Source organism: Paenibacillus sp. strain BS8-2, from assembly GCF_054483835.1.
On sequence record NZ_CM137010.1, the window covers coordinates 883,104 to 907,278 of the forward strand.

The window sequence follows — 24,175 nt, forward strand, 5'->3', positions numbered from 1 at the left end:
GTTGGATGTCCCTAGACCGCTCCATCTATGTTTCCATACCTGACTCTACCTTCATTTACTCTATCGATAGCCTCCACTAACTTCGCTTGCGTTTCTTTTAATTTCTCTGCCTTTTCAGTATGGCCTGTATCATACTCAGAATAAAAAGCGGCAAATGATTGGTTTATGTATCTAGGTACAACATGCATATGATAATGGCTTAATTCATTAAAAATTCCACCGTTTTGACTTACTGTAATGCCGTCGGGATTATACAGTTTCTTAATCACTTTCGAAAGCATCATTGATGCTTTCATGACTGACCTTGCCGTTGCATCATCCAACTCTTCAACGTCATAATAGTGCTTCTTCGGAAGTATTAAAGTATGTCCTTCATTAAACGGATTATGGTCCAAAAAGCAACAGATATACTCATCTTCCAATACCACATATACAGGTTCATGTTTGTTAGCTAGACTACAACCTAAACATTGCATGGAGTTCTCCCCTTTTGTTGAAGTTCTTTCATGATCTTATCCTTAAGAGTACTACTTATTGAATAAATTTCCCATTGCTATCGCTAGAACCAAGCCCGGTAACGTCGCAAGAACATGCAAAACGGCTCCGTCGTCCCTCTGGGGACGGAGCCGTTTCGTTCCGAGAATATGATCCTACCATTCCGCCACGCTGCCATCTTGATGGCGCCAGATCGGATTTTTCCAATCATGTCCGACCTCTGCCATTTTCCGCACATGCGCCTCGTTGATTTCGATGCCAAGACCCGGGCCGCCCGGGATCGAGACGAAGCCGTCCACATACTCGAATACGGACGAATCGACGATATAATCCAGCAAATCATTGCCTTCGTTATAATGTATTCCCAAGCTCTGCTCCTGAATCACGGCGTTATGGCAAGTCGCGTCCACTTGCAAGCAAGCAGCCAGTGCGATTGGTCCGAGCGGACAATGCGGCGCAAGTGCGACGTCGTAAGCTTCCGCCATACTTGCGATTTTCTTGCATTCCGTAATACCTCCTGCATGCGACAAGTCCGGTTGGATAATGTCGACATAACCGTCCGCGAGCAGCTTCTTAAAGTCCCAACGCGAGAACATCCGCTCGCCGGTCGCAATCGGGATATGCGTCACGGCCGCAATATCCCGGAGCGCCTCGTTGTTCTCTGCCAGCACCGGCTCTTCGAGGAACATCGGACGGAATACCTCCAGCTCCTTCGCCAGAATCTTCGCCATTGGCTTATGAACACGGCCATGGAAATCGATCCCGACTCCCAGATAAGGACCAACCGCTTCCCTAACCGCGGCTACTCTCTCCAAAACCTGATCGATCTTGATATAAGAATCGATATATTGCAATTCCTCCGTCGCGTTCATCTTAACGGCAGTGAAGCCTTGCGACTGCGCGCGCAAGGCGGCTTGGCCGACATCGGAAGGACGATCTCCGCCGATCCATGAGTACACCTTCATACGCTCGCGGCAGGCTCCTCCCATCAACTGATAGATCGGCGCTTGGTGGAATTTCCCCTTGATATCCCACAGCGCTTGATCGATCCCCGCAATGGCGCTCATCAGCACAGGACCGCCTCGATAGAAGCCCCCTCTGTACATCGCTTGCCAGTGATCTTCGATGGCGAGAGGATCCTTGCCGATCAGATACTCGCTCAATTCTTCGACCGCCGCTTTCACCGCGAGAGCTCTGCCTTCCACGATCGGTTCTCCCCAACCGACAATCCCTTCATCCGTATCGATCTTCAGAAACAACCATCGCGGCGGAACGATGAATAACTCCAGACTCGTGATTTTCAAGCTTCTCATCCTCTCGATTGAATGGCATGAATCATATCTTGAATATGGGCTCTCATGAGAGTCCGCGCTTGTTCCGCGTCTCGCTCCTGTATGGCGATTGCGATTAGCCGGTGATAGCTCGCGGCTTTGTCCCGCATGTGAGGCAGCTTGTCCGTCTCCCGCCTACCTTGAGCTGACAGGTCCGCTACGACCGACAACATCCGGGCAAGCAATTGGTTGTCGGCGCCTTCCGCGATCTCTTGATGATATTGAACATCTGTGGCGAAGTGATCCTCCCCCCGCTTCATCTGTTCTTCCATCAGATCCGCCAGTTCGCGGATGACTCGCGCCTTGGCTCCAGACGAACGTTTGGCGCAATGCGCCGCCAGCTCAGGTTCGATTGCAAGACGCGCTTCTAGCAGCTCGAGCAGCGAGCGGTTCTCCATCCCTTTAATCGGAGCCGCGGGATCTTCGAGAAGTCCAGGATCGATGCAGGCAAAAATCCCTCTGCCGTGCTCGATGCTGACAATCCGGCGACTCTCCAGCAGACGCAGCGCTTCGCGCACGGCCGTAATGCTGAGCTTGTATTGCAACGCCAATTCCTGCATCGTCGGCAGACGTTCCCCGGGCTTCCATTCTCCGGAACGGATTCGCTCTTGTATGTGCTCCATGATCTCTTCGTGAGCCAGCTTCTTCATCTGTGCCTCGCCATCCTACTCCCTATTAAAGATATGATCTTTATGTAATTAAGATAATATCTTTATTGGGTTTTGTCAAAGAAAAACAACCCAAAATCCGGCTGCTAAGCAAAGCCGACTGGACAAAATGGCGCTTGGTGCAAGCGGAAAGTGGCCGCTGTCGTTCACTCCTTGATCTCCATCCCGCTCTGCTTATACTCATTCGGCGACATGCCTACCTCTTGCTTGAACACCTTGGCGAAGTAAGAATAGTTCGAGTATCCAACCTTCTTGCCCACGGCGAACACCGACAACGGAGTCGTCCGCAGCAGCCCTTTGGCGGCCGCAATTCGGGCTCCGATCACGTAGTTGCCAAGCGAGATTCCGGTCTCCTTCTTGAAAATCCTGGCCAAATAATCGGGATGCAGGTAAAAAATTTCAGCCAAGCTGAGGCGGGTTAAATCCTCGCCGTAATGCTTGTTCACGTATTGTTTGATCTCCTCAGCCACCGTCGTGGGCTGCTCGGCGAAGTCTCGATACGACATCGCCGTCGTGACGAGATATTGGAGGTAAGCCTCCATATCCTCGATCGAATTCATGGAATCGGCCATCAGCCGCTCGCTCTTCCCGCCTTTGTACAATTGATGGGCTTGAATGCCCCTGGACTTAAGGAACGCGTATACGAGCTGCATCATGTCCAGCCGGAACAAGCCCAGAGTCGGGACGGAGAGGCCTCCTTGATCCGAGAGACGTAGCAGGTACGCGGACGCTTCCCTCACAAAGTCGTCCGGCAAGCTCTGCTCCAGCAGCCCCTCGAGCCTGGATAGATCTGGCGGCGCAAACGCTTCTTCGGCCTTTCCCGAGCTTCGATCCGCGTAATAGATGACATTGCGCCGTTTGGCGATTCTCGCATTCCCTTGCAGCAATTGCCTCAAACTGTTAGAAACCTCTTCAAACTTGGACGACTGGCCGATGATGCAGCAGGCATCGCACTTCAGCGAACGATTCGCCTGCTCGATGAACGAGACGCAAAGCTCCTCGAGCTTCCGCTGGTTCGGCTGCCCGTTCCACTTCAGTACAACGATCCAATTATGCGCGCTGTATTCCAGCGCCGTCTCCACCGTAAAGCTCTCGTGCCGGTATAGCTCAAATAAAACGTTAAGCAGCGCGAAATCGAACAGGCTTTTTTCCTCCAGCCCCATCCCTCCGGCAGCGTGATACATATTAAACATAAGCGTCTGTACGCGATCGCCCATGCCGTAAGACAGATTCTGTTCGGAGGCGGTGCGGGCGACGTCCTCTGGTTTAAGAGGAGCGGAAACGCTGTCGCTAATCAGCTTGCGCCAGAAGTGCTCCAGCATCCTGGCTTGATTTCGTTTCCAGTAGCGCCCCTCCCGAATGGCCTCCTCCTCGCGCCTCTGCTCCTCGACCCGTTCGATCGCCTTCCGTATGATCAGCATCAGCTTATCGAATTGGATCGGCTTCAGAAAATATTCGAAGCTCCGCAGCTCGATCGCCTTCTGCGCATAGTTGAAATCGGCATAGTTGGTCAGGAGGATCGCCTGCACGTTGTAACCCTCCTCGCGAATCCAGGCCAAGAGCTCGAGCCCGCTCCCTTGCGGCATCTCGATATCGGAGATGAGGATGTGGATGGGATGCCGCTGCAGAATGTCGCGAGCCTGTGCGACATTGTGCGCGGTATGTACCGTATCGATGCCAAGCGAAGCCCAATCGATCTTCTTCTCAAGAGCCGTCACGACGAAATAATCATCATCTACCAACAAGGCCTGCATGCTGCTCTCCTCCTGTCTCGGATGGATGAACCGGTAGCCCTGGGAGCTCCGGCAGGTAAAGCGTGACGCCGGCTCCGCCGCCGGCGCGGTTGTGGAAGCGGACGACCGCTCGACCGCCGTATAGGGTCTCCAGACGCTGGAGCGTGTTCATGATGCCGATCTGCGTGCCGTTCGCTTGATCCAGCGGCATGCCTTGCCGCAGCTTCTCCAGCACTTGCGGCGGGAAGCCGGGGCCGGTATCCGCGATCCGGATGACGGTCACGGGTTCGCCGCCGATTCGGCGGCGGCCGACGTTCAGCGTAATAAGGGAATCGTTGTCTCGCGAGACCGCGTATTTGATCGCATTTTCAATGAAGGATTGCAGGACGAGCGGCGGAATCGGCGTATACCGCATCTGCTCCGCCCCCTCGATCTGATAGAGAAAGGCGTCGCGGTAGCGGTGCTTCTGAATGTCGAGATAGATGCGCACATGCTCGATTTCGTCCTCCATCTGAACGAAGTCCTGGCCGTTCTGGAAGATGTACCGGAAGTAGATCGACGTGGACATCGCCATCTTCTGGATTTCTTCGGTCATGTCCATCTGCGCCATGCTATGGATCGATGTCAAGCAGTTCAGGAAGAAATGCGGCTTGATCTGAAGCTTCATATAATCCAGCTGAATGCGCTGCTTCTCGATTTCCCGTTCATAGATGTCGATCTTATACGTCTTAATCTGCCGAACCAGCTGAGCGAATTGTTTGTTCGCCTTCTCAAGCTCCGCGATATTGCTTCCCTCGATATCGATTGGCTCACCGTCCTCGGTCCAGAAGGCCAGGTTGTACGAGAAGTTCTTGATCGGCTGGAGCACCTTGTTGCGGAAGTACAGCATGATGAAGCTCAAACTGCAAGCCACGATGACGGCTAGAAGCATAATGAGCAGCTGAGCGATCATGATTTTCTCGAAGGCGCCGAATTGAATATCCAGTTTGACGTAGAACGACGCGTTATCAAATTCCCCTTTGACGGTCGTTTTTGTCTGGAATACCTTAAGCCAGGCGTGCCGATCCTGCGAGGCGTCGGCCTGCTTCCCGTTATTCGAGATCGGGGTCGTCACAAGGCTCCCATCCTCTGTCCACAGAGAGGCATACCCGTTCTCCCCCAGATTGATCTGCCGCAACGGTCCGATCAGATCATCCGCAGCGATCAGGCAGATCATGTAATTACCGTGGTAAAGGAAAACATTAATGATATAAAAGGATCCGTCCAGACGGACTGTCGACCAGCGGGAATAGAACGGATCGTAGATCTGGCCGGTGTCCTTGTACGCGCCGATCTGTTCCTTCAGTTCCTGATACTCCTTGTATGTCAAACCCATTGGCGCGACGTTGATCATGACGTCCTGCTGTCCGAGAAACAGAAAGAAGTTGTAGCTTCGATCGTAGCTTTTCTGCAGCTCGACGAATCGGCGGTATAACATGTCATTGGCCTTGATAAACTCCGAATCGTTCAGCCCGTGCGAGCCCATGAGCTTCACATTATCGTCGTTCGCGAGCGTCCAACCCATGAATTGGCTAATGTAAGAGAAATCCCCGTTGATCCTATTAATGTACAAATACGCACTGTCCCGCAAATCACGAGCGGATTGCTGCTTGACGATCGAGATCGACGCGAAGCTGATGATGAAGTCCAGGATAAGAGCCGATATCGAGATGATCATAATGATCCTGACGTAGTGCTTAATGGGATAAAGCTTATTCTCCGCCCGTTTGGCCACTTGCCCCCGCTCCCCTCGCCTTTCCCTCGCCGCTCTAATGAATGGGCTTTGTCAGATGATTATAATACCGGCAACGGAAATTGCATACCGGCCTTGTGCCCGCCGCCCCCGAATGTCCGGAAAGTGCTAGCAAAAAGTCTGGATTAAGCCTTGTCCCTTGCCTAACCAAGCTGCCAGGAGACGCCCGTCCCCCTCATAGGTCCAGATCACAACGCCAAATCGTCCAAATCGCATCACTCCGTTTACGTATACTTAGGACCAAGACAAGGGAAAACGTCGTCGGATGCAAGGCAGCTCGTTTCATTCTGAGCATACACATTATGCGGCAAGAGGAGGTTCGACAGCTTGATCAACCATTCATTCAAAGGCCTTGTCCGTCGGCAAGCGCTCCGAATCGGCAGAAACTGGGGGCTCTACTTGCTCTTGCTTCCGGCCGTGACGCTTCTGCTCTGCTTTACCTATAAGCCGATGTACGGCGTCATTATCGCGTTCAAGGACTTTAAACCAGCATTAGGCATTATGGATAGTCCTTGGGTGGGACTCAAATACTTCGAGAAGTTCTTCCAGTCCTATCAATTCTCGATCACGATCAAAAACACCTTGTTGATCAGCCTGTACAGCTTCGCAATGTTCCCGATTCCGATCGCGTTCGCGATTCTCGTGAACCAACTGCGGGCGAACAGGTTCAAGCGGGTGTTCCAGACGATCACCTACATGCCGCATTTCATCTCCACCATCGTTATCGTCGGCCTCATGATGATTCTGCTGTCGCCCGGCAACGGCTTGATGGGCAATCTCTATCGATTGTTCGGCGCCGAAGCGCCTAACGTGATGGGGTCCGCCAGCCTGTTCAGCAGCATTTATGTATGGTCAGACGTCTGGCAGCATACCGGGTGGGACAGCATCATCTACATTGCGGCGTTGTCGGCGGTCACTCCCAGCCTGTACGAAGCCGCAACGGTGGACGGCGCGACCCGTTGGCAGAAGATTTGGTATATCGACATCCCGATGCTCATCCCGACGATTGTTACACTCCTCATTCTGAGAGTCGGCGGTCTGCTCGGCGTCGGCTTCGAGAAGGCGTATCTGCTCCAGAATAACCTCAACATTTCCGGCAGCGAGGTCATCTCGACGTACGTGTACAAGATCGGCCTGCTCAGCTCACAGTTCAGCTTCTCTGCGGCGATCAACTTGTTTAATACGCTCATTAACTTCGTGCTGCTTATTGTGGTTAATCAGGTAGCCAAAAAATATTCGGAGAATAGCCTCTGGTGAGGGAAGGAGGACGAACAGCCATGGACCATGCAACAGGCCGCATCCAGCCTGGCATACAAAAACGCGATAACGACAGGCTCCTGGAAACATTACTATATATTTGGGCCATCATTGTGCTTATCATTATGTTATATCCGCTATACTTTATCGTCATCGCGTCCTTCAGCGATCCATCCGCCGTCGGCAACGGCAAAGTGTGGCTCTGGCCTCAGGGCTTTACGCTAGACGGCTATAAGGAGCTGTTCAACCACGCCAACATATGGATCGGATATCGGAATACGATCTTCTATACAGTTGCGGGAACATTGATCGGACTTGCCGTTAATTTGTCGGCGGCTTATGCCTTATCGAGAAAGGATTTGGCCGGACTTAAGCCACTGACGTTCTTCTTTATCTTCACGATGTTTTTTAACGGCGGACTGGTGCCTACTTTTCTCACCATTCGCGACTTTCATTTGTACGATACGTTCCTAGTTATGGTGCTCCCGTTCTCGGTCGCCGTCTTCGACATCATCGTAGCGCGTACCTTCTTCCGGACGGGTATTCCAGAAGAGCTGTGGGAAGCCGCACAGATCGACGGCTGCGGCAATCTGCGCTTCTTCGCGCTGATGGTGCTGCCGCTATCCAAAGCCATCATTGCGGTGCTTGCGTTGTGGTTCGCGGTCGGTCATTGGAACTCTTATTTCAACGCTCTGATCTATTTGCAGAATAAGGATCTTCATCCGCTCCAGCTGGTCTTGCGGGACATACTCGTCACCAACGAGATGCAGACGGCGCTTGGTACGGGTGAAGCGGCACAGATCGCCCTGCGCCTCGCCAATCTGCTTCGATACTCTGTCATTATCGTCGCGACGCTGCCCATCATGTGCCTCTACCCCTTCGTGCAGAAGCACTTCAACAAGGGGGTGATGATCGGCGCCGTCAAGAGTTAAGGAAGTTCAAAAAGTCCGCTTCCCATCACGAATGAACAGCAGGGAATGCCCGAAAACTTGCAATTATTTGATTCTAAAGGGGAGATTGACATGGCAAAGGCAAAACAAATGATAACCAGCCTGGCTTTGATGACTGTACTCGGCACCGCCGTTCTGGCGGGCTGCAGCAACGATGCGGATCCGGGCAACGCCCCGTCTAACGACACGGGGAACAATACGGCAAGCGAGTCCGGCAAAGGCCTTAACGAAGAAGGCATGCCGATCGTCGACAAGCCGATCACTCTGAACGCGCTGACAATACGCTGGGGCAACATGGGCGACACGTTCACCAAGAATACCTGGCTGCAGGAGCTCGAGAAAAACTCCAACGTCAAGATCAATTGGCAGGTCATCTCCAATAGCGACTGGGAGACGCAAAAGTCCGTCATGCTGGCTAGCGGCAAAATGCCAGACATCATCATCGGCAACATGGCGTTCGGCGACTCGGATATCGTGAACAACCTCAATCTGTTCCGCCCGCTTGACGACTACATCGATCAGTATATGCCTAATCTCAAAGCGGCGATGGACGAAATGCCGGATATGAAGAAGCTGAGCACCTTCCCGGACGGCAAAATCTATTCGTTGCCCGCACGGCTTCCATCGCGGCCTTACTCCTCCGTGCAGCCAGTCATCAACAAAACGTGGTTGGACAAATTGAGCTTGAAAACGCCGGAGACGCTCGACGAGCTGTACACCGTGCTGAAGGCGTTCAAGGAGCAGGACCCCAACGGCAACGGCAAGGCGGACGAAATTCCGTACAGCGATTCCAAGGACATCGACTTCAACCTGCTCTCGCCGTTCGGCATTACCGATATCCGCGGTAACCACATGGTTGTCAAGGACGGCAAGCTAGACTACATCCCGACGTCCGACGAGTACAAGGCCGGCATTACCTGGGCTAATAAGTTGTTCTCCGAAGGGCTGATCGACAAAGAAACGTTCACACAGGACAATACGATGCTGACGGCCAAGCGCCAGAACCCGGACGCCCCTTTGATCGGCTTCACCTACCAATGGACACCGGACGCCGTATTCGGCCAGTGGAGCGACCAATACGAGACGATCGTGCCCATGAGCGGACCTGACGGGAATAAATATCAGATCGGCGATCCCAATGGGCTCAGCTTCAGACGCAACGAGATGCTGATTACGACTGCCAACAAGTATCCAGAGGTATCCGCACGCTGGGCGGATCAATTCTACACAGGGGAAGCCAGCATACAGAACTTCTGGGGCGCCATCGGCACCTCGATCGAAAAGTACGGTGACGGCACGTATACGCTCATGGATCCGCCGGATGGCACAAGCGCGGACGCCTGGTACTGGGATAGCTCCCTGCGCGACTTCGGTCCAAAATACGTCAGCCCCGAATTCGAGAAAAGTATTAAGCTCGACCCCGCCACCGGCGACGGCCTGAAGCTGCAGCTCGACGCTCTGAGCAAAGAGTACGTAACGGAGCCTTTCCCGGACGTCATGTATACCATCGAAGAATACGCAGAGCTGCCTACGCTGACGACCGATATCGAAAGCTATATCAGGAGCACCCGCGCCAAGTGGATTACGCAAGGCGGCATTGAGCAAGAATGGGATTCTTATGTCAAGAAGCTGAACGACATGGGCTTGCAGAAGCTGATCCAAATCTATACAGACGCTTTTGATAGATACAAGAACGTGCAATAATGCGCGGAGAGGGGAATAATGCCATGTACACATATCGAATCGGGCTAATTGGGCTAGGCGGCATGGCTCATTCCCATATCCGTTGGATGACGGAGGAGGGCCGCTACAGGATCGTGGCGTTAAGCGACGTGAATCCTCTGGCCTTGACTGAGCGAGGGGAGAAGCTTGGTATCGCGTCCGGCAAGCGGTATGCGGACTTCGCGGAACTAATCGAGGACCCGGAAGTCGATGCGGTCGTAGCCGTGACGCCAAATAACGTCCATGCAGCCATCCTTCGCGCTTGTCTGGCGACTGGCAAACCTTATCTCGTCGAGAAACCCTTTACCCGGATCTTCGAGGAGGCGCTCGAGCTTCTGCCACAGTACCAACGGACGCCGGTTCCCGGCATGGTCGGCTTCAGTTACCGGTATACGCCGGCATTCCGTTACGCGCGGGAGCTCGTTCGCGAAGGGCGGCTGGGCAAGGTCCGCAGCTTCTCCATCCAGTACCTGCAGGGCTGGGGCTCGTTAGCTAATGATACGCCGTATATTTGGCGCTTTAACAAGAACATCACCGGCACGGGGACGCTCGGCGACCTCGGCTCACACATGATCGATCTGGCGCGTTTCCTGTTCGGCGAGTTCGAAGAGCTGTCCGCGCAGATGCGCACCTTCGTTCCCGAGCGTCCGGATCCCGTTACGGGAGAGATGGTCAAGGTCGAGGTCGACGACTTCGTGAGCTTCCTGGCGCGAATGACCGGAGACGCCGTCGGCGTCTTCCAATCATCGCGCAACGCGATCGGATCGGGTAATCAGCACGAAGTGTCCATCTATGGCGATCTAGGCACGCTTCATGCGTCTACGTTAAGCCCGGACCATGTCGTTTGGATTCGCGAGGAAGCGCCAGGACAGCTCGCCAAGTCGGAGATCGAGGTTCCCGCACGGTGCAAGGTATCCCAGTATGGAGACTTCCTTGCTCTGCTGGACGGGCAAGCTCCGGACGGCCTGCCGGACTTTATGGACGGCTACCGCAACCAGGAGGTTTTGGACGCCGTCATACGTTCCAGCGAGGAGAAACGTTCCGTCTCGTTGCCGCGGCTGTAAAGTTCAGATGACTTTTCCCGCACTCGGGTGACGCCCATACTGGCGTGCACGAAGAGACCCGCGTCCTGTAGGGCGCGGGTTCGTCTTGCGTACAGCTTGCCAAACGTTCTTACTTTACGGCAAGTTTCTCCCTTTGGCGTAATCAAGCACTGCTATTGCGGCGCGTTCTCTGCGCTCCGGATCGTCGCTTCGCATCGCGGCATGCAAGATGGAGAGCGCTTCGGCAATCATGCCTGCATCCGGAAGAGGTGAGCTATAGGCCTGTTCGGAGCTTGCTTCGGCTCCGCCGCCAGTCGCATAATCCGCTCCCAGTTCCAGCCTAATCTCAGCTTGCGATATGGGACGGCCAAAGAAGGATAGGCTTTCCCCTTCATTCAGCAACGCTCGTATTTCATTGCTAATCCCCGCTGCGGGCACCGTCATTAACCAAGTTACGCCTCTACGATGACAGCTGCCCTCTTCGTTGGAATCGAAAGCTTCTACATAATAGTAATCGCCGATATCGCCGAGATGCACGTTGTCGTTGTCCATGATCACGACATAATCACCATCCTGGATGACATGAACGAATAGCCGCATCTCCGTGTACATTTCGGCTAGTTGCCGCTCGTCCCGAGCGACATGCGTCAGCCTGCTGTGAAGCTCAGCCTCCTCGCAAAGCTCCACATCTCCGATGTCCGCCGGACCCGCGCACACATAGTTATGTTCAAGAAAGTCGTCCATCCGATTGCGTCCGTTCGTTTCCGCTTTCATCTGAAATAATCTCATATTGTTCTCCTTCGCTGATCGCAACTACCTAACATTATCCCAGCAAATCGGTAAGATTCATACCCTCCTTGGCATTTTGATTAAGCGGCGTCCACATGATGAACTCGCACTCCGATAACAATCAAAAAAGCGACCAACAGAAGGCTGCTTGCCTTAGTTAGTCGCTTTGTACATTAGAAAACAAGTTCAGTACCGCTCCGCCTTTGATCCAGCATAGCCCTTAGCCATGTCCCGATCATGGCCCCCGCTTCAGCAGGCGGTGTGCCGCTCTCATGAATATTAGAGATCACGTTACGATTGCAATCCATCTTCCCGGAGCAAGGCCTGTAGCACATATAGGCACTCATCGAGTTGGCGGATAGAAGGCCGGGTCGTTCTCCAATCAGCAGGACTAATACCTCTGGCTGTAAGAGATCACCGATATGATCCATGCTGCCCACTCGTCCGTATTTCACGAATACAGGTGTACCGGCCTCCATCTTGAGGCGTTTCAGGGCATCTAACAAAGAAGAATATACAACCTTCAGATTGGCTTCGATCGCTGCTGCACTAAGTCCGTCCGACACAACGATCTGCACCTGCGGTGCATGGACGCAACGTGTTTGCAGCACCTCGGCGGATTCAGCCGTGAGTTTCCTGCCAAGATCAGGTCGCTTCAAATACTGAACTTTGTCTACAGCCTGTGTCTCCGCGAAGACAAGCCCCATCTCTTCGATTAGGCGGCGAGGAACTTCGCTATACACGGCATCTACAGCAGCCGCATGATCAAGACGCAACTTCAGCATGTCGCTCGTAATCGGCCTTGTGCCAGACCGGCCAACATCGATGCGTGCCCCCGTTGTGATTCTCAGCTCATTCCATGCATCCAGCCCAGAAGAAGCGCTGATATCCTTCATCCGAATCCCCCTCTCCATACCTTCGCTCTTGTTCTGCTTGCCTACATAAAGATTTTCGGATCTCCTGCTCTGGCAGTCAGCCTGCCGTTCTTCATCAGCTCCATTCTTTCAAGCCAACGTTCGAATGGAGGAGCAGGACGAAGCCCGATGGTTTCCCTCAATGTCGCAATATCATGGTAGCTCGTGGACTGGTAATTCAGCATGCAATCGTCTGCCATAGGTACACCGATAATAAAGTTGACACCCGCTGCCGCCAGCAGCACGGCCAGATTGTCCATGTCATTCTGGTCAACCTTCATATGGTTCGTATAGCACACATCAACCCCCATAGGCAGACCATGAAGCTTGCCCATGAAGTGATCCTCAAGCCCGGCACGGATGACCTGCTTACTGTCATACAAATATTCGGGACCGATAAAGCCTACAACCGTGTTCACCATAAATGGTTTGTAATGCCGGGCCAGCCCATAGCAGCGTGCCTCCAGCGTCACCTGATCGATACCATGATGGGCCTCGGAGGACAGCTCTGAGCCTTGCCCCGTTTCAAAGTACCAACGGTTCGGCCCTGTGGCGGTTCCCTCCGTCTGAATTAACTCGTCGGCTTCGTCCAGCAGCGCCTTATCAATACCAAAGGACTTATTGCCAAGCTCCGTACCTGCTAAGCTTTGAAATACCATATCGGCGGGAGCTCCCATCCGGATCGCCCGCATCTGCGTGGTGATGTGAGCTAACACGCAGTTCTGCGTTGGCACATCCCAGCGAGTCATCACATCCTTCGTCATTGCGAGAATATGATACACGCTGTCGGCAGTATCAATTACCGGATTAATCCCGATTACAGCATCTCCGATGCCATAGGAAAGTGCCTCGTACAGCGAAGCACGGATGCCATACAAATGGTCAGAGGGGTGATTCGGTTGGGCACGACCGGCAAGGACACCTCGCTGCCCCATCGAATAGTTGCAGGTCGTAACCACTTCAATTCGAGCAGCTGCTTGGATCAGATCCAGGTTGCTCATCAGCTTGGCGCAAGCGGCGATCATTTCACTTGTCAGCCCTTGGCCCACACAAACAAGAGAATTGCTGCCGCCATCCATTCGCAGCAGCTGCTCCCTTAATTCAGCTACGGTCCAATTCTTAATCTGTGCATACATCTCTTCATTAAGGTCGGATTCAATGATGCGTGACACTTCGTCTATCTCTCCAGGGAGCAATGGCGACTCGCGAATATCACATAATCGGAGCTCCGATAGAACCATTTTGGCGGCAACCCGCTCGGTAGCATCCTCCGCGGACAGTCCTGCTAAGCTATCTCCCGACTTCTCCTCATTCGCCTTAGCCATGACCTCCTTAAGGTCACGGAATTGATAACTTCTCCCACGCACGGCTGCTGTCAGCTTCAAAGTCTCTCCCCCTCTCCATGATTTATATGGACGGATCGAATGTCTGATTCGCTGTCATGGATGTCTAATCCTCCAGCCTCAAGTACCTTCGTTCCCGCCCTTCGAAGTACACGACTTCCTCATAGCCTGTTCTGAGCGCAAGTGCTGCGGCTTGATCCAGCATCATGCCGATGTCGTCGGGGAAATGCGAATCGGAGCTAAGCGTAATGGGTACGCCGTGGCCAATCGATCGAATACGGACCTTCTTCTAGATGGAAATGGGAATCGACGATCATTGGAATTCATCCTCCTCCGCGAGTAGTAATTGAACATCTTGATCGCCTAGCAGCTGTTTCCAATCTTCCGGGCATTGCCTATCTGTTATAACGAGTGACACATCTTCCAAACTACAAATACGGGAAAACGTTACTATGCCGAATTTGGAATGGTCCGCCAACAAAATAACTTCATCGGCTCGTTTCATTATAAGCCGTGAAATGTTCGCTTCCTGCACGTCGTAATCCGTCACGCCATCAACGATGGATATGCCGTCCGGCGAAATAAAAGCCTTATCTACTTTAAGCTGGCTGAGCATCTGCTCGGCGAGCGCTCCTCCCGCTGTCTTCTGGGAAGCGTTCATCTCTCCTCCAATGGATAGGAAGAGTGATATAAAGCATGGAATCGCCCAGCAAAGAGATAGCCGTAATAACCGCCAGTCTCGACACCGGCGAATATCGGCTACCTCCTTTTGGCCTTCTAGAAAGCATTATCCGCAACATGAAGTTTTACTTGCATTAGGTGTTGTCGAACAGCTACCATCAGTTTGATTATCATCCGGCCGAACTTCTGAAAGACCATTACTAAATTGTACTGATTTATTAACACTACATACGCCAGTCTCTGGAAGATCTAACTCCACATTTTCAGCTGCTTCCCAGTCTCCTGTAATCGCCGCCACGATGGATCTGACTTGCTCATATCCGGTTGCCATTAAAAAGGTAGGTGCGCGGCCATAGCTCTTTGAGCCAACAATATAGAAATTCTTTTCTGGTTGACGCAATTCTTTTTCACCATGAGGCCTTACGTTTCCGCAGCTATGAACGTTGGGATCAATCAGCGGAGCGAGTGCACCTACGCTCTCGATATCGGAATCAATATCGATCCGCACTTCCCTAAGAAAAGACAAGTCCGGACGCGATCCCGTGTTACTGATAATTTCATCTATTCCATCGATCCTCACCCTCTCGCCGTTCACAGACCCCACTACATTAATGCGGGCTCCATCATGCTCAAATTGATCAATTAGGTATGATGAGTGTACGGAGAGTTTTCCTGACTCGACCAGCTGTTGCAATCGAACTCCAAGAACACCGCGTTCGCGAAGTGCATCACTTACCTGACCGCCATAAACATCTGCCACATTTGTTTTTCGAATGACCCAGGAAATGGAGGTTTGTGGAGCTTGCTCTTGAAGACGTTCAAGGTCAAGCAAGGCATTAATGGCTGAGTGACCGCTGCCAACTACAAGGACATGCTTTCCTGCAAATCTTGTTTTGTTCTTACCAAGCACATCCGGAATTCCATATGAAATCTGGCTATTCACGGACTGCTCCTCTATAGTCCATACCCCATCAGACATAGCAGGGTTAGGACTAGACCAAGTTCCGGAAGCATCAATAACGGCTTTAGCCTCATATTTGTAAGTTCTATTGTCTTGTTGAACATGAAGAACGAATGGCAAATCATCGCGTCCCGCAGTTTTTACTTTACTTAAGCCTTTGCGAGTTACCGCAATAACTTTAGCGTTGTAATGGACAAATGGCTTAATGACTGGAAGCTGAGACAATGGAGCTAAATACTCATCGATAAGCTCTCTTCCCGTTGGGAATGCCTGTTCATCAGGGACCTTCCATTCTGAAGCTTCCAGCAGCTGTTTAGCCGCCTTATCCATATTAAATTGCCATGGGGAAAACACGCGTACATGCTCCCACTGGTTAACATTTCCTGCTATGTTTGAAGCTGCCTCGAAGAGAATAAAGGACTCTCCTTTAGAGACAAGGTGAGCGGCAGCAGCTAATCCGACGGGACCTCCACCTATAATTGCAACAGGTAGATCATGTTTTACTGAAGTTGCAGCATGCTTTGAAGCCTTCATCGATAACTGAATTGGACTTGGACTTGAACAACATTGACTCATGGGTATGACCTCCAAATGGTTATTTAGTAGTTGTTATCAAGAGACTTTGTATAATCAATTTTTTTTGATTTAAAATCCATACAATCGCTTAACAGCAATCGTTTGATTTCACCTCATTCATACGAAAAATACAACAAAGCTCCGGAGACAGCAGATTATTTACTTCCGTTGTGTTCAACTCGTAATAGCTCCAAGTCCCTTTTGTTTCTCGACGCAGTAATCCAGCATCCAGTAATATCTTCAAATGGTATGATAATTTGGATTGGGGCATATCGACGATTTCTGTCAGATCACATACGCATGTATTTCCTCGTTGCGTGAGCTCATACATAATCTGAAGCCTTTTCTGATCAGCAAGTGCCTTAAATTTCGCTTCATACTTTGCGAAATCCACTTTCGCTTCATTTTGTCCCAGTACCTGAAGTTCTTTAATCAAGGTCGCCTTCCTCCAATCCCTGTCAGCTTATGTTTAATCAACATTTCTTGATTTACGGTCCCATGATATCAACTTTCTTCCGCAAAGTCAACAATAAATCAATTTATTTTGATTTAATGATTTTACTTCTTCTTTAAGTACTTCACAAGTTTGTTAACGACATATTTAGCATCAGGCCCTACACCGCGCATTGTTGCAGAAGCAAAGGATCGTTGACCATATAATCCTACAAAAAACAGGCCTGGAACCACTTCACTGACTCCTGCTTGATGAATGGCATCTCCACCAGCATGGGTAGCGCCTAACGCTTGAAAATGAGGCATATTAGGCTTATATCCTGTTGCAAAGATAATGCTGTCTATCTTTTCCCTCGCCCCATCCGGCCAAATAACGCCATCAGAATAAAAAGAAGTAAACATCTTTTTCTGAGCAGGATTACCGGCATCCAGCTTCATTTTATACTGATCTAAATCCATGACAGCCGATGGATTTGGCGCATTAAGTCCAAATCTCCAAAAAGGAAACGTATCCAGCCCTATCATACGCAACCAAAAATGCACATCCACTCCTCCGACTTTTTGCTTTGTAAATTGTACGGGTTTAAGTACAGCCAAACTTACGGTGCTGACCTCAGATAGTTCAACTGCGATTTGAACAGCAGAATTCCCACGGCCAACAACGATGATCCGCTGATTCTTAAAAGAATCGGGATTCCGATATTCCGAAGAATGTAAACAGTTCCCTAAAAACGATTCATGACCACTAATCTCTGGAGTATAAGGGCGATGAAAGTTACCTGTCGCATTAATAATTGTCTTTGTTCTAAAAGTACTGCCTATTGTAGAATAAAGAGTGAATATGCCATTTTCTCGCATAACGCTAATGATGTTTTCGTTAGTTTGAACCGGTAAATGAAAGTGTTGTTGATATTGTTTTAAATAATCTATGACCTCATCCCTCTTTGGATATGTTGTGCTACGGAATTTCAACCCAGGCAGCGATGAGAATCGAGCAGGAGAAAATAATTTTAGACTGTCGTAATACTTTGGCCAAGAACCCAGGGCTTTGGGCTCTGATTCTAAAATAAGAAATGAAAGACCCTTTCTCTTTAGATGGTATCCTGCCACCAGTCCAGCCTGTCCCCCGCCGATCACAATCGAATCGTAAATATGCATAGATATTCCTATCCTTTCCCGTTCAAATTTATTTGCATTTTGCAAATATTGAATTTATCTAATCAAAATAGGTTTGGGATTGATCATTTATATTTGCAAAATGCAACTTTCAGTTTTAGCAAAGCAATTTTATTATTACCTTGCTTAAGTGCAACACATTGTTGATTTCTTCATACTGTCATTCAATAATTTCAAAGAGCGTAATACGGTCTCCTTTTCGAAATCATTCATAAAAGAGAATACTTCATTTAAGTAATCATTCATCATTTGATCGATTGTAGTTGCAACAAACTTACCTTCAGTAGTTAAAGACAGTATATATACTCTTCGATCTTCAGGAGAAGGTGTTTTAATCACAAGTTTCTTTTTAACCATTGATTGAATTTGACGACTAAAGGTCGTAATATCCATCCCTAGATTATCTGCAATCTCTTGAATGGATGGCTGGTGTTGACGATTAATCTCGTATAAGATATGGCTTTGAATTATTGACAAGTCAAAGTTTCCTATGCTGCAACAATTCTTATTAAGAAGTCCAAAACTACGAGACGTTAGCTGTAATAAATCTCTTGGGCTATATTCCATAGCGTTCACCTCTTAGTCATTTATACACTATTTATTTGCATTTTGCAAATTAAATTAAAAAGAGAAAGCAGACGTTCATACGACTCGTCTGCATCATTACAATTAACCATATAACTTTTCGAGAGCTTCACGTTGAATAGGTTTTACGTTGATTTTAGATCGAATTGATCTGGCAAGTTTCTCCGCTTCATCAATGGTAGAGCTTTTCCCGAGCTCAATAAGTGTCCCGACAGCTACAGCCCCTGTTCGGCCGCTTCCGCCGCCACAATGAAAACCAACTTTTCTACCCTCATTGTATGCTTTTACTACATGGCTAACAGCCTGCTTAAAAAGTTGATCTTGCGGTTCCTCTGCATTGTCTCCTAGGGGAACTTGGATCCATTCTAAGTTCTTATTTGGATATGCGCATTCGGTTGCTTCTCCACGCAAGTCAACGACGACCTCGATCCCCTCATTGACGAACATATCTTCAACATCTGCGGCGCCGCCAAAAAAGATTTTATCCTCAATGAGATTATGATAATTCTTTTGCATATAATCAATCTCCCTTTATCGTTTAAATGTCTTAAATTCTACAGCAATTGGCGATGGAGGCGCGCAACAAAGCGAGAGATCCCTTGCTTCCCCCGCGGACTCAAATTCGGAATCTTCTTTCGTACAGAAAATTTCCCAGGCGTTCCCGTCTGGATCATAAACCCAAACCTTATCCTGAACAGCATAACAGCAAGTCGTATTCATTTCATCAATTGTAAGAAGATTCGACTGGCGGAGACGCTCACCCATTGCTAACACATCCTCGGTACTAGCTACCTGAAATCCGAGGTGATTAAGAACGCCTGTTTTTTCAAAAGGCCGCACATTCAATGAAAAATGCAGAGCAGGTTCATCAAGTTCAAACTTCGCATAGTTGTCTTTAACCTTCGTAGGTTCTACTCCAAAAAAACTCTGATAAAATACAATCGACGTTTTGAGGTCAGAACAGTTCAGTGCAACATGCATTCTACGAATAGCCATTTTAACTTCCTTTCAAAGGAAAACGCACATTCATGGATGAAAGTGCGTCCGTCTCAGTGTTATTTTCCTGTTTCTACGAACTCGACAATTCTACTCTTGATGGAATCTCGAACTTCACGGAATTTTTCTGTTATTTCTTCTTCCGTACCCGTTGCTTTGGCCGGATCATCAAATCCCCAATGCCATTTGACGACATTTTTATTCATAATAACCGGACAATGTTCATCTGCATGTCCGCAAAGTGTGATAACATAATCAGCCCGGTTAAGGATCTCTGGATCAATTACATCGGATGTGTGGTTTGTTATATCAATACCCGCTTCTTGCATCGTAGCAATCGCTCTGGGATTCAAACCGTGCGCTTCAAGACCCGCGCTTTTCACTTCGTATTTATCACCGCCAAGAGCTTTTAGAAATCCGTCAGCAATCTGGCTGCGGCAAGAGTTCCCGGTACATAAGAAATAAACAAGTGGTTTTTTTTCCATTGGTATCACTGCTCCTCTAATATTAATTAACTTCTTAGTGTTTGCTTTGTTTTCTGGACTGAAGCTTGTTAAAGATAAATAATGCAACTCCTGCTATTACTGCAATTACGGCTATGATGATCCAGATGTTTATTGAAACGGAGTCAATCACGAGCAGCCATAGATACAATCCAATTAACGTAATAAGCAACGTTGGGATTGTTAATATAATGCCAACCTTAAAGTAGTACCCCCAACCGATTTTAACTCCTTTTTGGGCTAATACGTGCAGCCACAGCAGAGTTGCTAATGAACCAATCGGCGTTATTTTGGGACCCAGATCGGAACCAATGACATTGGCATAAATTAATGATTCTCTAATGATGCCTGTAGTAGCCGTTTCTTTGATCGCCAAGGCATCAATCATAACGGTCGGCATGTTGTTCATAATGGATGAAAGAATAGCCGCAATAAATCCGGTACCTACGGTGGAGATAAACAATCCTTGTTCACTTACCCACTGGAATACCTTCCCGAGCTCGTCGGTTAATCCAACATTACGTAGTCCATACACGACGACATACATCCCGATCGAAAATACGACAACGGCCCAAGGAGCCCCTTTAACCAGCTTCCATGTCTGAATGGCTTGACTTCGTCTTGCCAAGAACAAGAAAATAATTGCCGCTGCTCCCGCAATGACGGAAACCGGAACCTGAATGAATTCACTCATCAAATAAGCGACTAACAGGATAGCCAAAACAATCCATGAAATCTTGAATAAACGGAGATCTTTAATGGCCTCTTTCGGTTCCTTCAATTGCTTCAGATCATAGCTCGTCGGGATATTCTTGCGGAAATAAAAGTACAAGACGAGCAAACTTGCCATAATCGAGAACAACGTTGGGACAATCATACGGCTTGCATACTCGACAAATGAAATAGAGAAAAAGTCCGCCGATACAATGTTTACAAGATTACTCACAATGAGTGGAAGTGAAGCGGTGTCCGAGATGAATCCACTGGCCATAATATAGGGCAGGATTAACCGGTCATCAAATTTTAATGCTCGCACCATGGCGAGAACGATTGGAGTCAAAATGAGTGCCGCGCCGTCATTAGCAAAGAATGCAGCAACAGCTGCGCCTAAAAGAATAACATACACATACATTAGGCGCCCATTCCCTCCAGCGAACCGCGCCATATGAAGGGCTGACCATTCAAAAAATCCGATCTCATCCAAAATTAATGAAATCAGTATGATCGCTACAAATGCCAATGTTGCATTCCATACGATTTGTGTGACATCCCAGACATCAGAGAATGTGACAACTCCACTTATCAAGGCAAGTATGGCTCCTGCTGATGCTGACCAACCGATATTTAGACCTTTCGGTTGCCAAATCACGAAAACTAAGGTCACAATGAATAAAACCGATGCAATAACTACCATAATTCCTCCCTGCCTATCCTAACAACTGTCGCTACTTTGTAATTCCATGACTTTATGTTTCATTGAAGGAAGCGTATTTAAGATGTCTCGTACATACGGCTTATTATCGCTGCTAATGGAATAGTATATCCATTGGCCTTTACGTTTTTCGCTAACTAGATTACCAGCCTTAAGTTTGCGCAAATGCTGACTTACGTTGGGTTGAGTAGTTTCAAGTACGGATACGATATCACATACACACATTTCCTTTTCATTCAATATCGCCAATATCATGAGACGCGTCTTATCAGACAGTAATTTCATATCATCGGCTAATTCCATGTACGTATGCACGATTCCATTCCCTCCTATCCTGGTTGTATGTCTAACTCATTTTTTATTATACACATATAATTATATAAGTAAAGGATTATATGAATAAGACATTTACTTTAGGGAAAGCCGATATCCATCATTTCGAATGGTCTCGATCTGAACATGTGTTGCTGCAATCCGGAGCTTTTTACGAACTGAAGCAATTACTTGAACAACGCCCGAGTTCACTTTGACCTCACCGTACAGTACTTCACTTAGTGATTGTTTCGTAATGACTTGTTCAGGAAACGACATAAAATGATGTATGAGCTTATATTCCGATTGCTTTAACTTGATTACGTGTTCATGAAAATACAACTCTAACCGCTGAGGATATAGCTTAAAGAAACCAAATTGATATGCTTTTTCTTGCGACCTCGTCGTAATCTGTAGAAGCGTATTCTCATGCACACGCCTCATGATTGCGTGTATTCGAGAGACTAACTCACCGTATCCGAATGGCTTTCTAATGACATCTTGGGCACCTAGAATGAAGCCAAGGGCAATGTCGGAGTCTTCGTGACGATCTGTAAGGATGATGATAGGTGTATCCTTCTTTAATGTCATCAACAGAGAAACTGCCTTCGATTTCGTCACACCATGTTGATCAACATCAACAATGACCATGTCGAAAGATTTGTCCTCAGCCCATGCATGCAATGTCTCCGTTTCGGATGACCATTGCACGGTATGTCCCGATTTCTTCAGCTGATAGCTGAGAACATTAGCCAGTGTAGGATCTTCATGAAACAGAAGAATGCGATAGGACATCTTCTAACTCACCTAACCATAACGCCCAGAGATATAATCCTCTGTCCTGGCATCATGCGGGCTAGAGAATAACTCTTTGGTTTCATCGAACTCAACAATTTCACCGTTCAGGAAAAATGCAGTGTCATCCGAAACTCTGGCTGCTTGATGCATGTTATGAGTAACCATAATAATGGTATATTGCTGCTTAAGCTCCTGTACCAACTCTTCAATCTTTAATGTGGAGATCGGATCGAGAGCCGACGTTGCTTCATCCATAAGCAAAATATCGGGATTAACCGCTAATGCCCTAGCAATACATAAACGTTGCTGCTGTCCTCCGGAGAGTGAGAATGCGGAGCGTTTCAACGAGTCCTTTACTTCCTCCCATAGGGCGGCACCCCGTAAGCTTTTCTCTACGATATCATCCAATTCACTTTTTTTGCGTATACCATGAATTTTAGGTCCGTATGTGATGTTATCGTAAATGCTTTTAGGAAAAGGATTTGGTTGCTGGAATACCATGCCGACTTTTTTTCGAAGAGTCTCTACGTCTACCAGTCCGGAATAAATATCTACACCTGATATCGACACAGAACCACTAATTTTCACGCCAGGTGTCATGTCATTCATCCGATTAAACGTTCGAAGCAGGGTCGATTTACCGCAGCCAGACGGACCTATGAATGCCGTAATCGATCGTTCCTTAACAGCCAGGCTTACCTGCTTTAATGCATGCACTTCACTATAATATAGATCCAACTTTTCGACTTCAACCATTCGTTTCATGTGTTTCCTCCGTTAACTTTTCTTCTGGTATTTGTTGCGGATAAGCACTGCAGACAGATTCATAAGAACGAGTAACACCATTAATACCAGGATTCCAGCAGCAGCTAACTCGTGAAATTCTACTTGCGGTCTGGATACCCAATTGTAAATTTGAATTGGCATGACTGTGAATTGATCCATAGGATTATCTGGTAAGAAGGCTACAAACGTTAAGGCTCCAATCATGATTAATGGCGCCGTTTCACCAATTGCTCTAGACAATGCCAGAATGACTCCTGTTAAGATGCCTGGGATCGCCGAAGGCAATACTGCTTTCTGGACAGTCTGCCATTTGTTGGCACCCAAAGCGTATGAAGCATCACGCCTTGAACGGGGAACAGCACGAATCGCTTCTTGCGCAGATACGATAATAATCGGTAATACCAATAGGGACATAGTCAGCGCTCCGGCCAAAATACTTCGCCCCATTGCCAATACTTCAAATCCTCCAGCCCTTACAAATAAAGTTAGCCCGAGCATGCCATATACAATGGAAGGCACTCCCGCCAAGGTGCTGATGTTCACCTGAACCATCCTGGTTATCCGATTTTTGGGTGCATACTCTTCCAGGTATATCGCGGCACCTACACCAATTATTAAGGATACCGGCGCCATAATAGCTACCATATACCCTGTTCCTACAAGGGCTGATAAAATGCCGGCTTCAGCAGGTCTTCTCGAGGGGTAGCTCGTAAAAAAATGCGGTGCTATCGCACCTAATCCATCCACCAACAAATCAACGATTAATGCGGTTAAGCATAAGATGCCAATAGACGTACAGCCAATAAACACAAGATGCAGATAAAGGTCCGTTCGTCTTCTAGCCCGATTAAATGCTCGGTTGTCATCCTCAAACACCAT

General features: G+C 48.7%; 25 protein-coding genes. 4 read left to right on the forward strand and 21 right to left on the reverse strand.

Going from position 1 to position 24,175, the window contains the following annotated elements:
- Nucleotides 1–11 precede the first annotated feature (11 nt).
- The 5 genes from ACX1C1_RS03625 to ACX1C1_RS03645 form a co-directional block, all read right to left on the reverse strand.
- Nucleotides 12–476: an HIT family protein gene (locus ACX1C1_RS03625; RefSeq protein ID WP_458955807.1), complete on the reverse strand. Its 465-nt coding sequence runs from the start codon at nt 474–476 to the stop codon at nt 12–14.
- A 174-nt stretch (nt 477–650) separates the two neighbouring features.
- Entirely contained in the window at nt 651–1,799 is a 1,149-nt protein-coding gene (dgoD, locus tag ACX1C1_RS03630) for a galactonate dehydratase (RefSeq protein WP_458955808.1), read from the reverse strand.
- A 5-nt stretch (nt 1,800–1,804) separates the two neighbouring features.
- Nucleotides 1,805–2,476: a FadR/GntR family transcriptional regulator gene (locus ACX1C1_RS03635; protein ID WP_458955809.1), complete on the reverse strand. Its 672-nt coding sequence runs from the start codon at nt 2,474–2,476 to the stop codon at nt 1,805–1,807.
- Between the two features lie 164 nt (nt 2,477–2,640).
- Nucleotides 2,641–4,248: a response regulator transcription factor gene (locus tag ACX1C1_RS03640; RefSeq protein WP_458955810.1), complete on the reverse strand. Its 1,608-nt coding sequence runs from the start codon at nt 4,246–4,248 to the stop codon at nt 2,641–2,643.
- Nucleotides 4,226–6,001, reverse strand: coding sequence for a sensor histidine kinase (locus ACX1C1_RS03645; RefSeq protein WP_458955811.1), 1,776 nt, complete (start codon nt 5,999–6,001; stop codon nt 4,226–4,228). The genes ACX1C1_RS03640 and ACX1C1_RS03645 overlap by 23 nt, the downstream gene beginning before the upstream one ends.
- Before the next feature lie 345 nt (nt 6,002–6,346).
- On the opposite strand from ACX1C1_RS03645, the gene ACX1C1_RS03650 reads away from it, so the two are divergent.
- From ACX1C1_RS03650 to ACX1C1_RS03665, 4 genes are all read left to right on the forward strand, one after another.
- The gene (locus ACX1C1_RS03650; protein WP_458955812.1) at nt 6,347–7,276 is read left to right on the forward strand and encodes an ABC transporter permease; all 930 of its coding nucleotides are present in this window, start codon (nt 6,347–6,349) and stop codon (nt 7,274–7,276) included.
- 20 nt (nt 7,277–7,296) lie between these two features.
- Entirely contained in the window at nt 7,297–8,208 is a 912-nt protein-coding gene (locus ACX1C1_RS03655; RefSeq protein WP_458955813.1) for a carbohydrate ABC transporter permease, read from the forward strand.
- A gap of 108 nt (nt 8,209–8,316) precedes the next feature.
- Complete coding sequence (locus ACX1C1_RS03660; RefSeq protein WP_458957583.1) at nt 8,317–9,930, forward strand: extracellular solute-binding protein; 1,614 nt, start codon at nt 8,317–8,319, stop codon at nt 9,928–9,930.
- A 23-nt stretch (nt 9,931–9,953) separates the two neighbouring features.
- On the forward strand, nt 9,954–11,012 hold the full coding sequence (locus ACX1C1_RS03665) for a Gfo/Idh/MocA family protein (RefSeq protein WP_458955814.1): 1,059 nt from the start codon (nt 9,954–9,956) through the stop codon (nt 11,010–11,012).
- A gap of 114 nt (nt 11,013–11,126) precedes the next feature.
- On the opposite strand, the gene ACX1C1_RS03670 is transcribed toward ACX1C1_RS03665, so the two are convergent.
- The 16 genes from ACX1C1_RS03670 to pstA all read right to left on the reverse strand — a co-directional run bounded on the left by ACX1C1_RS03670 (nt 11,127) and on the right by pstA (nt 24,175).
- A complete protein-coding gene (locus ACX1C1_RS03670) occupies nt 11,127–11,780 on the reverse strand; it encodes a hypothetical protein (RefSeq protein WP_458955815.1) in 654 nt (217 codons plus the stop codon).
- A 173-nt stretch (nt 11,781–11,953) separates the two neighbouring features.
- Nucleotides 11,954–12,676: an ethanolamine ammonia-lyase subunit EutC gene (eutC, locus tag ACX1C1_RS03675; protein ID WP_458955816.1), complete on the reverse strand. Its 723-nt coding sequence runs from the start codon at nt 12,674–12,676 to the stop codon at nt 11,954–11,956.
- A 41-nt stretch (nt 12,677–12,717) separates the two neighbouring features.
- On the reverse strand, nt 12,718–14,079 hold the full coding sequence (locus ACX1C1_RS03680) for an ethanolamine ammonia-lyase subunit EutB (protein ID WP_458955817.1): 1,362 nt from the start codon (nt 14,077–14,079) through the stop codon (nt 12,718–12,720).
- Nucleotides 14,080–14,350: 271 nt separating this feature from the next.
- Nucleotides 14,351–14,791, reverse strand: coding sequence for a DeoR/GlpR family DNA-binding transcription regulator (locus ACX1C1_RS03685; protein WP_458957584.1), 441 nt, complete (start codon nt 14,789–14,791; stop codon nt 14,351–14,353).
- Nucleotides 14,792–14,824: 33 nt separating this feature from the next.
- On the reverse strand, nt 14,825–16,255 hold the full coding sequence (locus ACX1C1_RS03690) for an NAD(P)-binding domain-containing protein (RefSeq protein WP_458955818.1): 1,431 nt from the start codon (nt 16,253–16,255) through the stop codon (nt 14,825–14,827).
- 88 nt (nt 16,256–16,343) lie between these two features.
- A complete protein-coding gene (locus ACX1C1_RS03695) occupies nt 16,344–16,688 on the reverse strand; it encodes an ArsR/SmtB family transcription factor (protein ID WP_458957585.1) in 345 nt (114 codons plus the stop codon).
- 125 nt (nt 16,689–16,813) lie between these two features.
- The gene (locus ACX1C1_RS03700; protein ID WP_458955819.1) at nt 16,814–17,866 is read right to left on the reverse strand and encodes a flavin-containing monooxygenase; all 1,053 of its coding nucleotides are present in this window, start codon (nt 17,864–17,866) and stop codon (nt 16,814–16,816) included.
- A gap of 144 nt (nt 17,867–18,010) precedes the next feature.
- Nucleotides 18,011–18,451 carry a MarR family winged helix-turn-helix transcriptional regulator gene (locus tag ACX1C1_RS03705; protein ID WP_458955820.1) on the reverse strand — a complete coding sequence of 147 codons (441 nt, stop codon included), beginning with the start codon at nt 18,449–18,451 and terminating at the stop codon, nt 18,011–18,013.
- 102 nt (nt 18,452–18,553) lie between these two features.
- Entirely contained in the window at nt 18,554–18,985 is a 432-nt protein-coding gene (locus ACX1C1_RS03710; protein WP_458955821.1) for a protein-tyrosine phosphatase family protein, read from the reverse strand.
- 15 nt (nt 18,986–19,000) lie between these two features.
- Nucleotides 19,001–19,459 carry an ArsI/CadI family heavy metal resistance metalloenzyme gene (locus ACX1C1_RS03715; RefSeq protein WP_458957586.1) on the reverse strand — a complete coding sequence of 153 codons (459 nt, stop codon included), beginning with the start codon at nt 19,457–19,459 and terminating at the stop codon, nt 19,001–19,003.
- A gap of 65 nt (nt 19,460–19,524) precedes the next feature.
- Nucleotides 19,525–19,950 (reverse strand): arsenate reductase (thioredoxin), encoded by a 426-nt coding sequence (gene arsC, locus ACX1C1_RS03720; protein WP_458955822.1) that lies wholly within the window; start codon nt 19,948–19,950, stop codon nt 19,525–19,527.
- Nucleotides 19,951–19,984: 34 nt separating this feature from the next.
- The gene (locus ACX1C1_RS03725) at nt 19,985–21,382 is read right to left on the reverse strand and encodes an arsenic transporter (RefSeq protein ID WP_458955823.1); all 1,398 of its coding nucleotides are present in this window, start codon (nt 21,380–21,382) and stop codon (nt 19,985–19,987) included.
- Nucleotides 21,383–21,400: 18 nt separating this feature from the next.
- The gene (locus ACX1C1_RS03730; RefSeq protein ID WP_458957587.1) at nt 21,401–21,703 is read right to left on the reverse strand and encodes an ArsR/SmtB family transcription factor; all 303 of its coding nucleotides are present in this window, start codon (nt 21,701–21,703) and stop codon (nt 21,401–21,403) included.
- Between the two features lie 105 nt (nt 21,704–21,808).
- A complete protein-coding gene (locus ACX1C1_RS03735) occupies nt 21,809–22,507 on the reverse strand; it encodes a response regulator transcription factor (protein WP_458955824.1) in 699 nt (232 codons plus the stop codon).
- Nucleotides 22,508–22,519: 12 nt separating this feature from the next.
- Nucleotides 22,520–23,275, reverse strand: coding sequence for a phosphate ABC transporter ATP-binding protein PstB (gene pstB, locus ACX1C1_RS03740; RefSeq protein WP_458955825.1), 756 nt, complete (start codon nt 23,273–23,275; stop codon nt 22,520–22,522).
- Nucleotides 23,276–23,287: 12 nt separating this feature from the next.
- A complete protein-coding gene (gene pstA, locus ACX1C1_RS03745; protein WP_458955826.1) occupies nt 23,288–24,175 on the reverse strand; it encodes a phosphate ABC transporter permease PstA in 888 nt (295 codons plus the stop codon).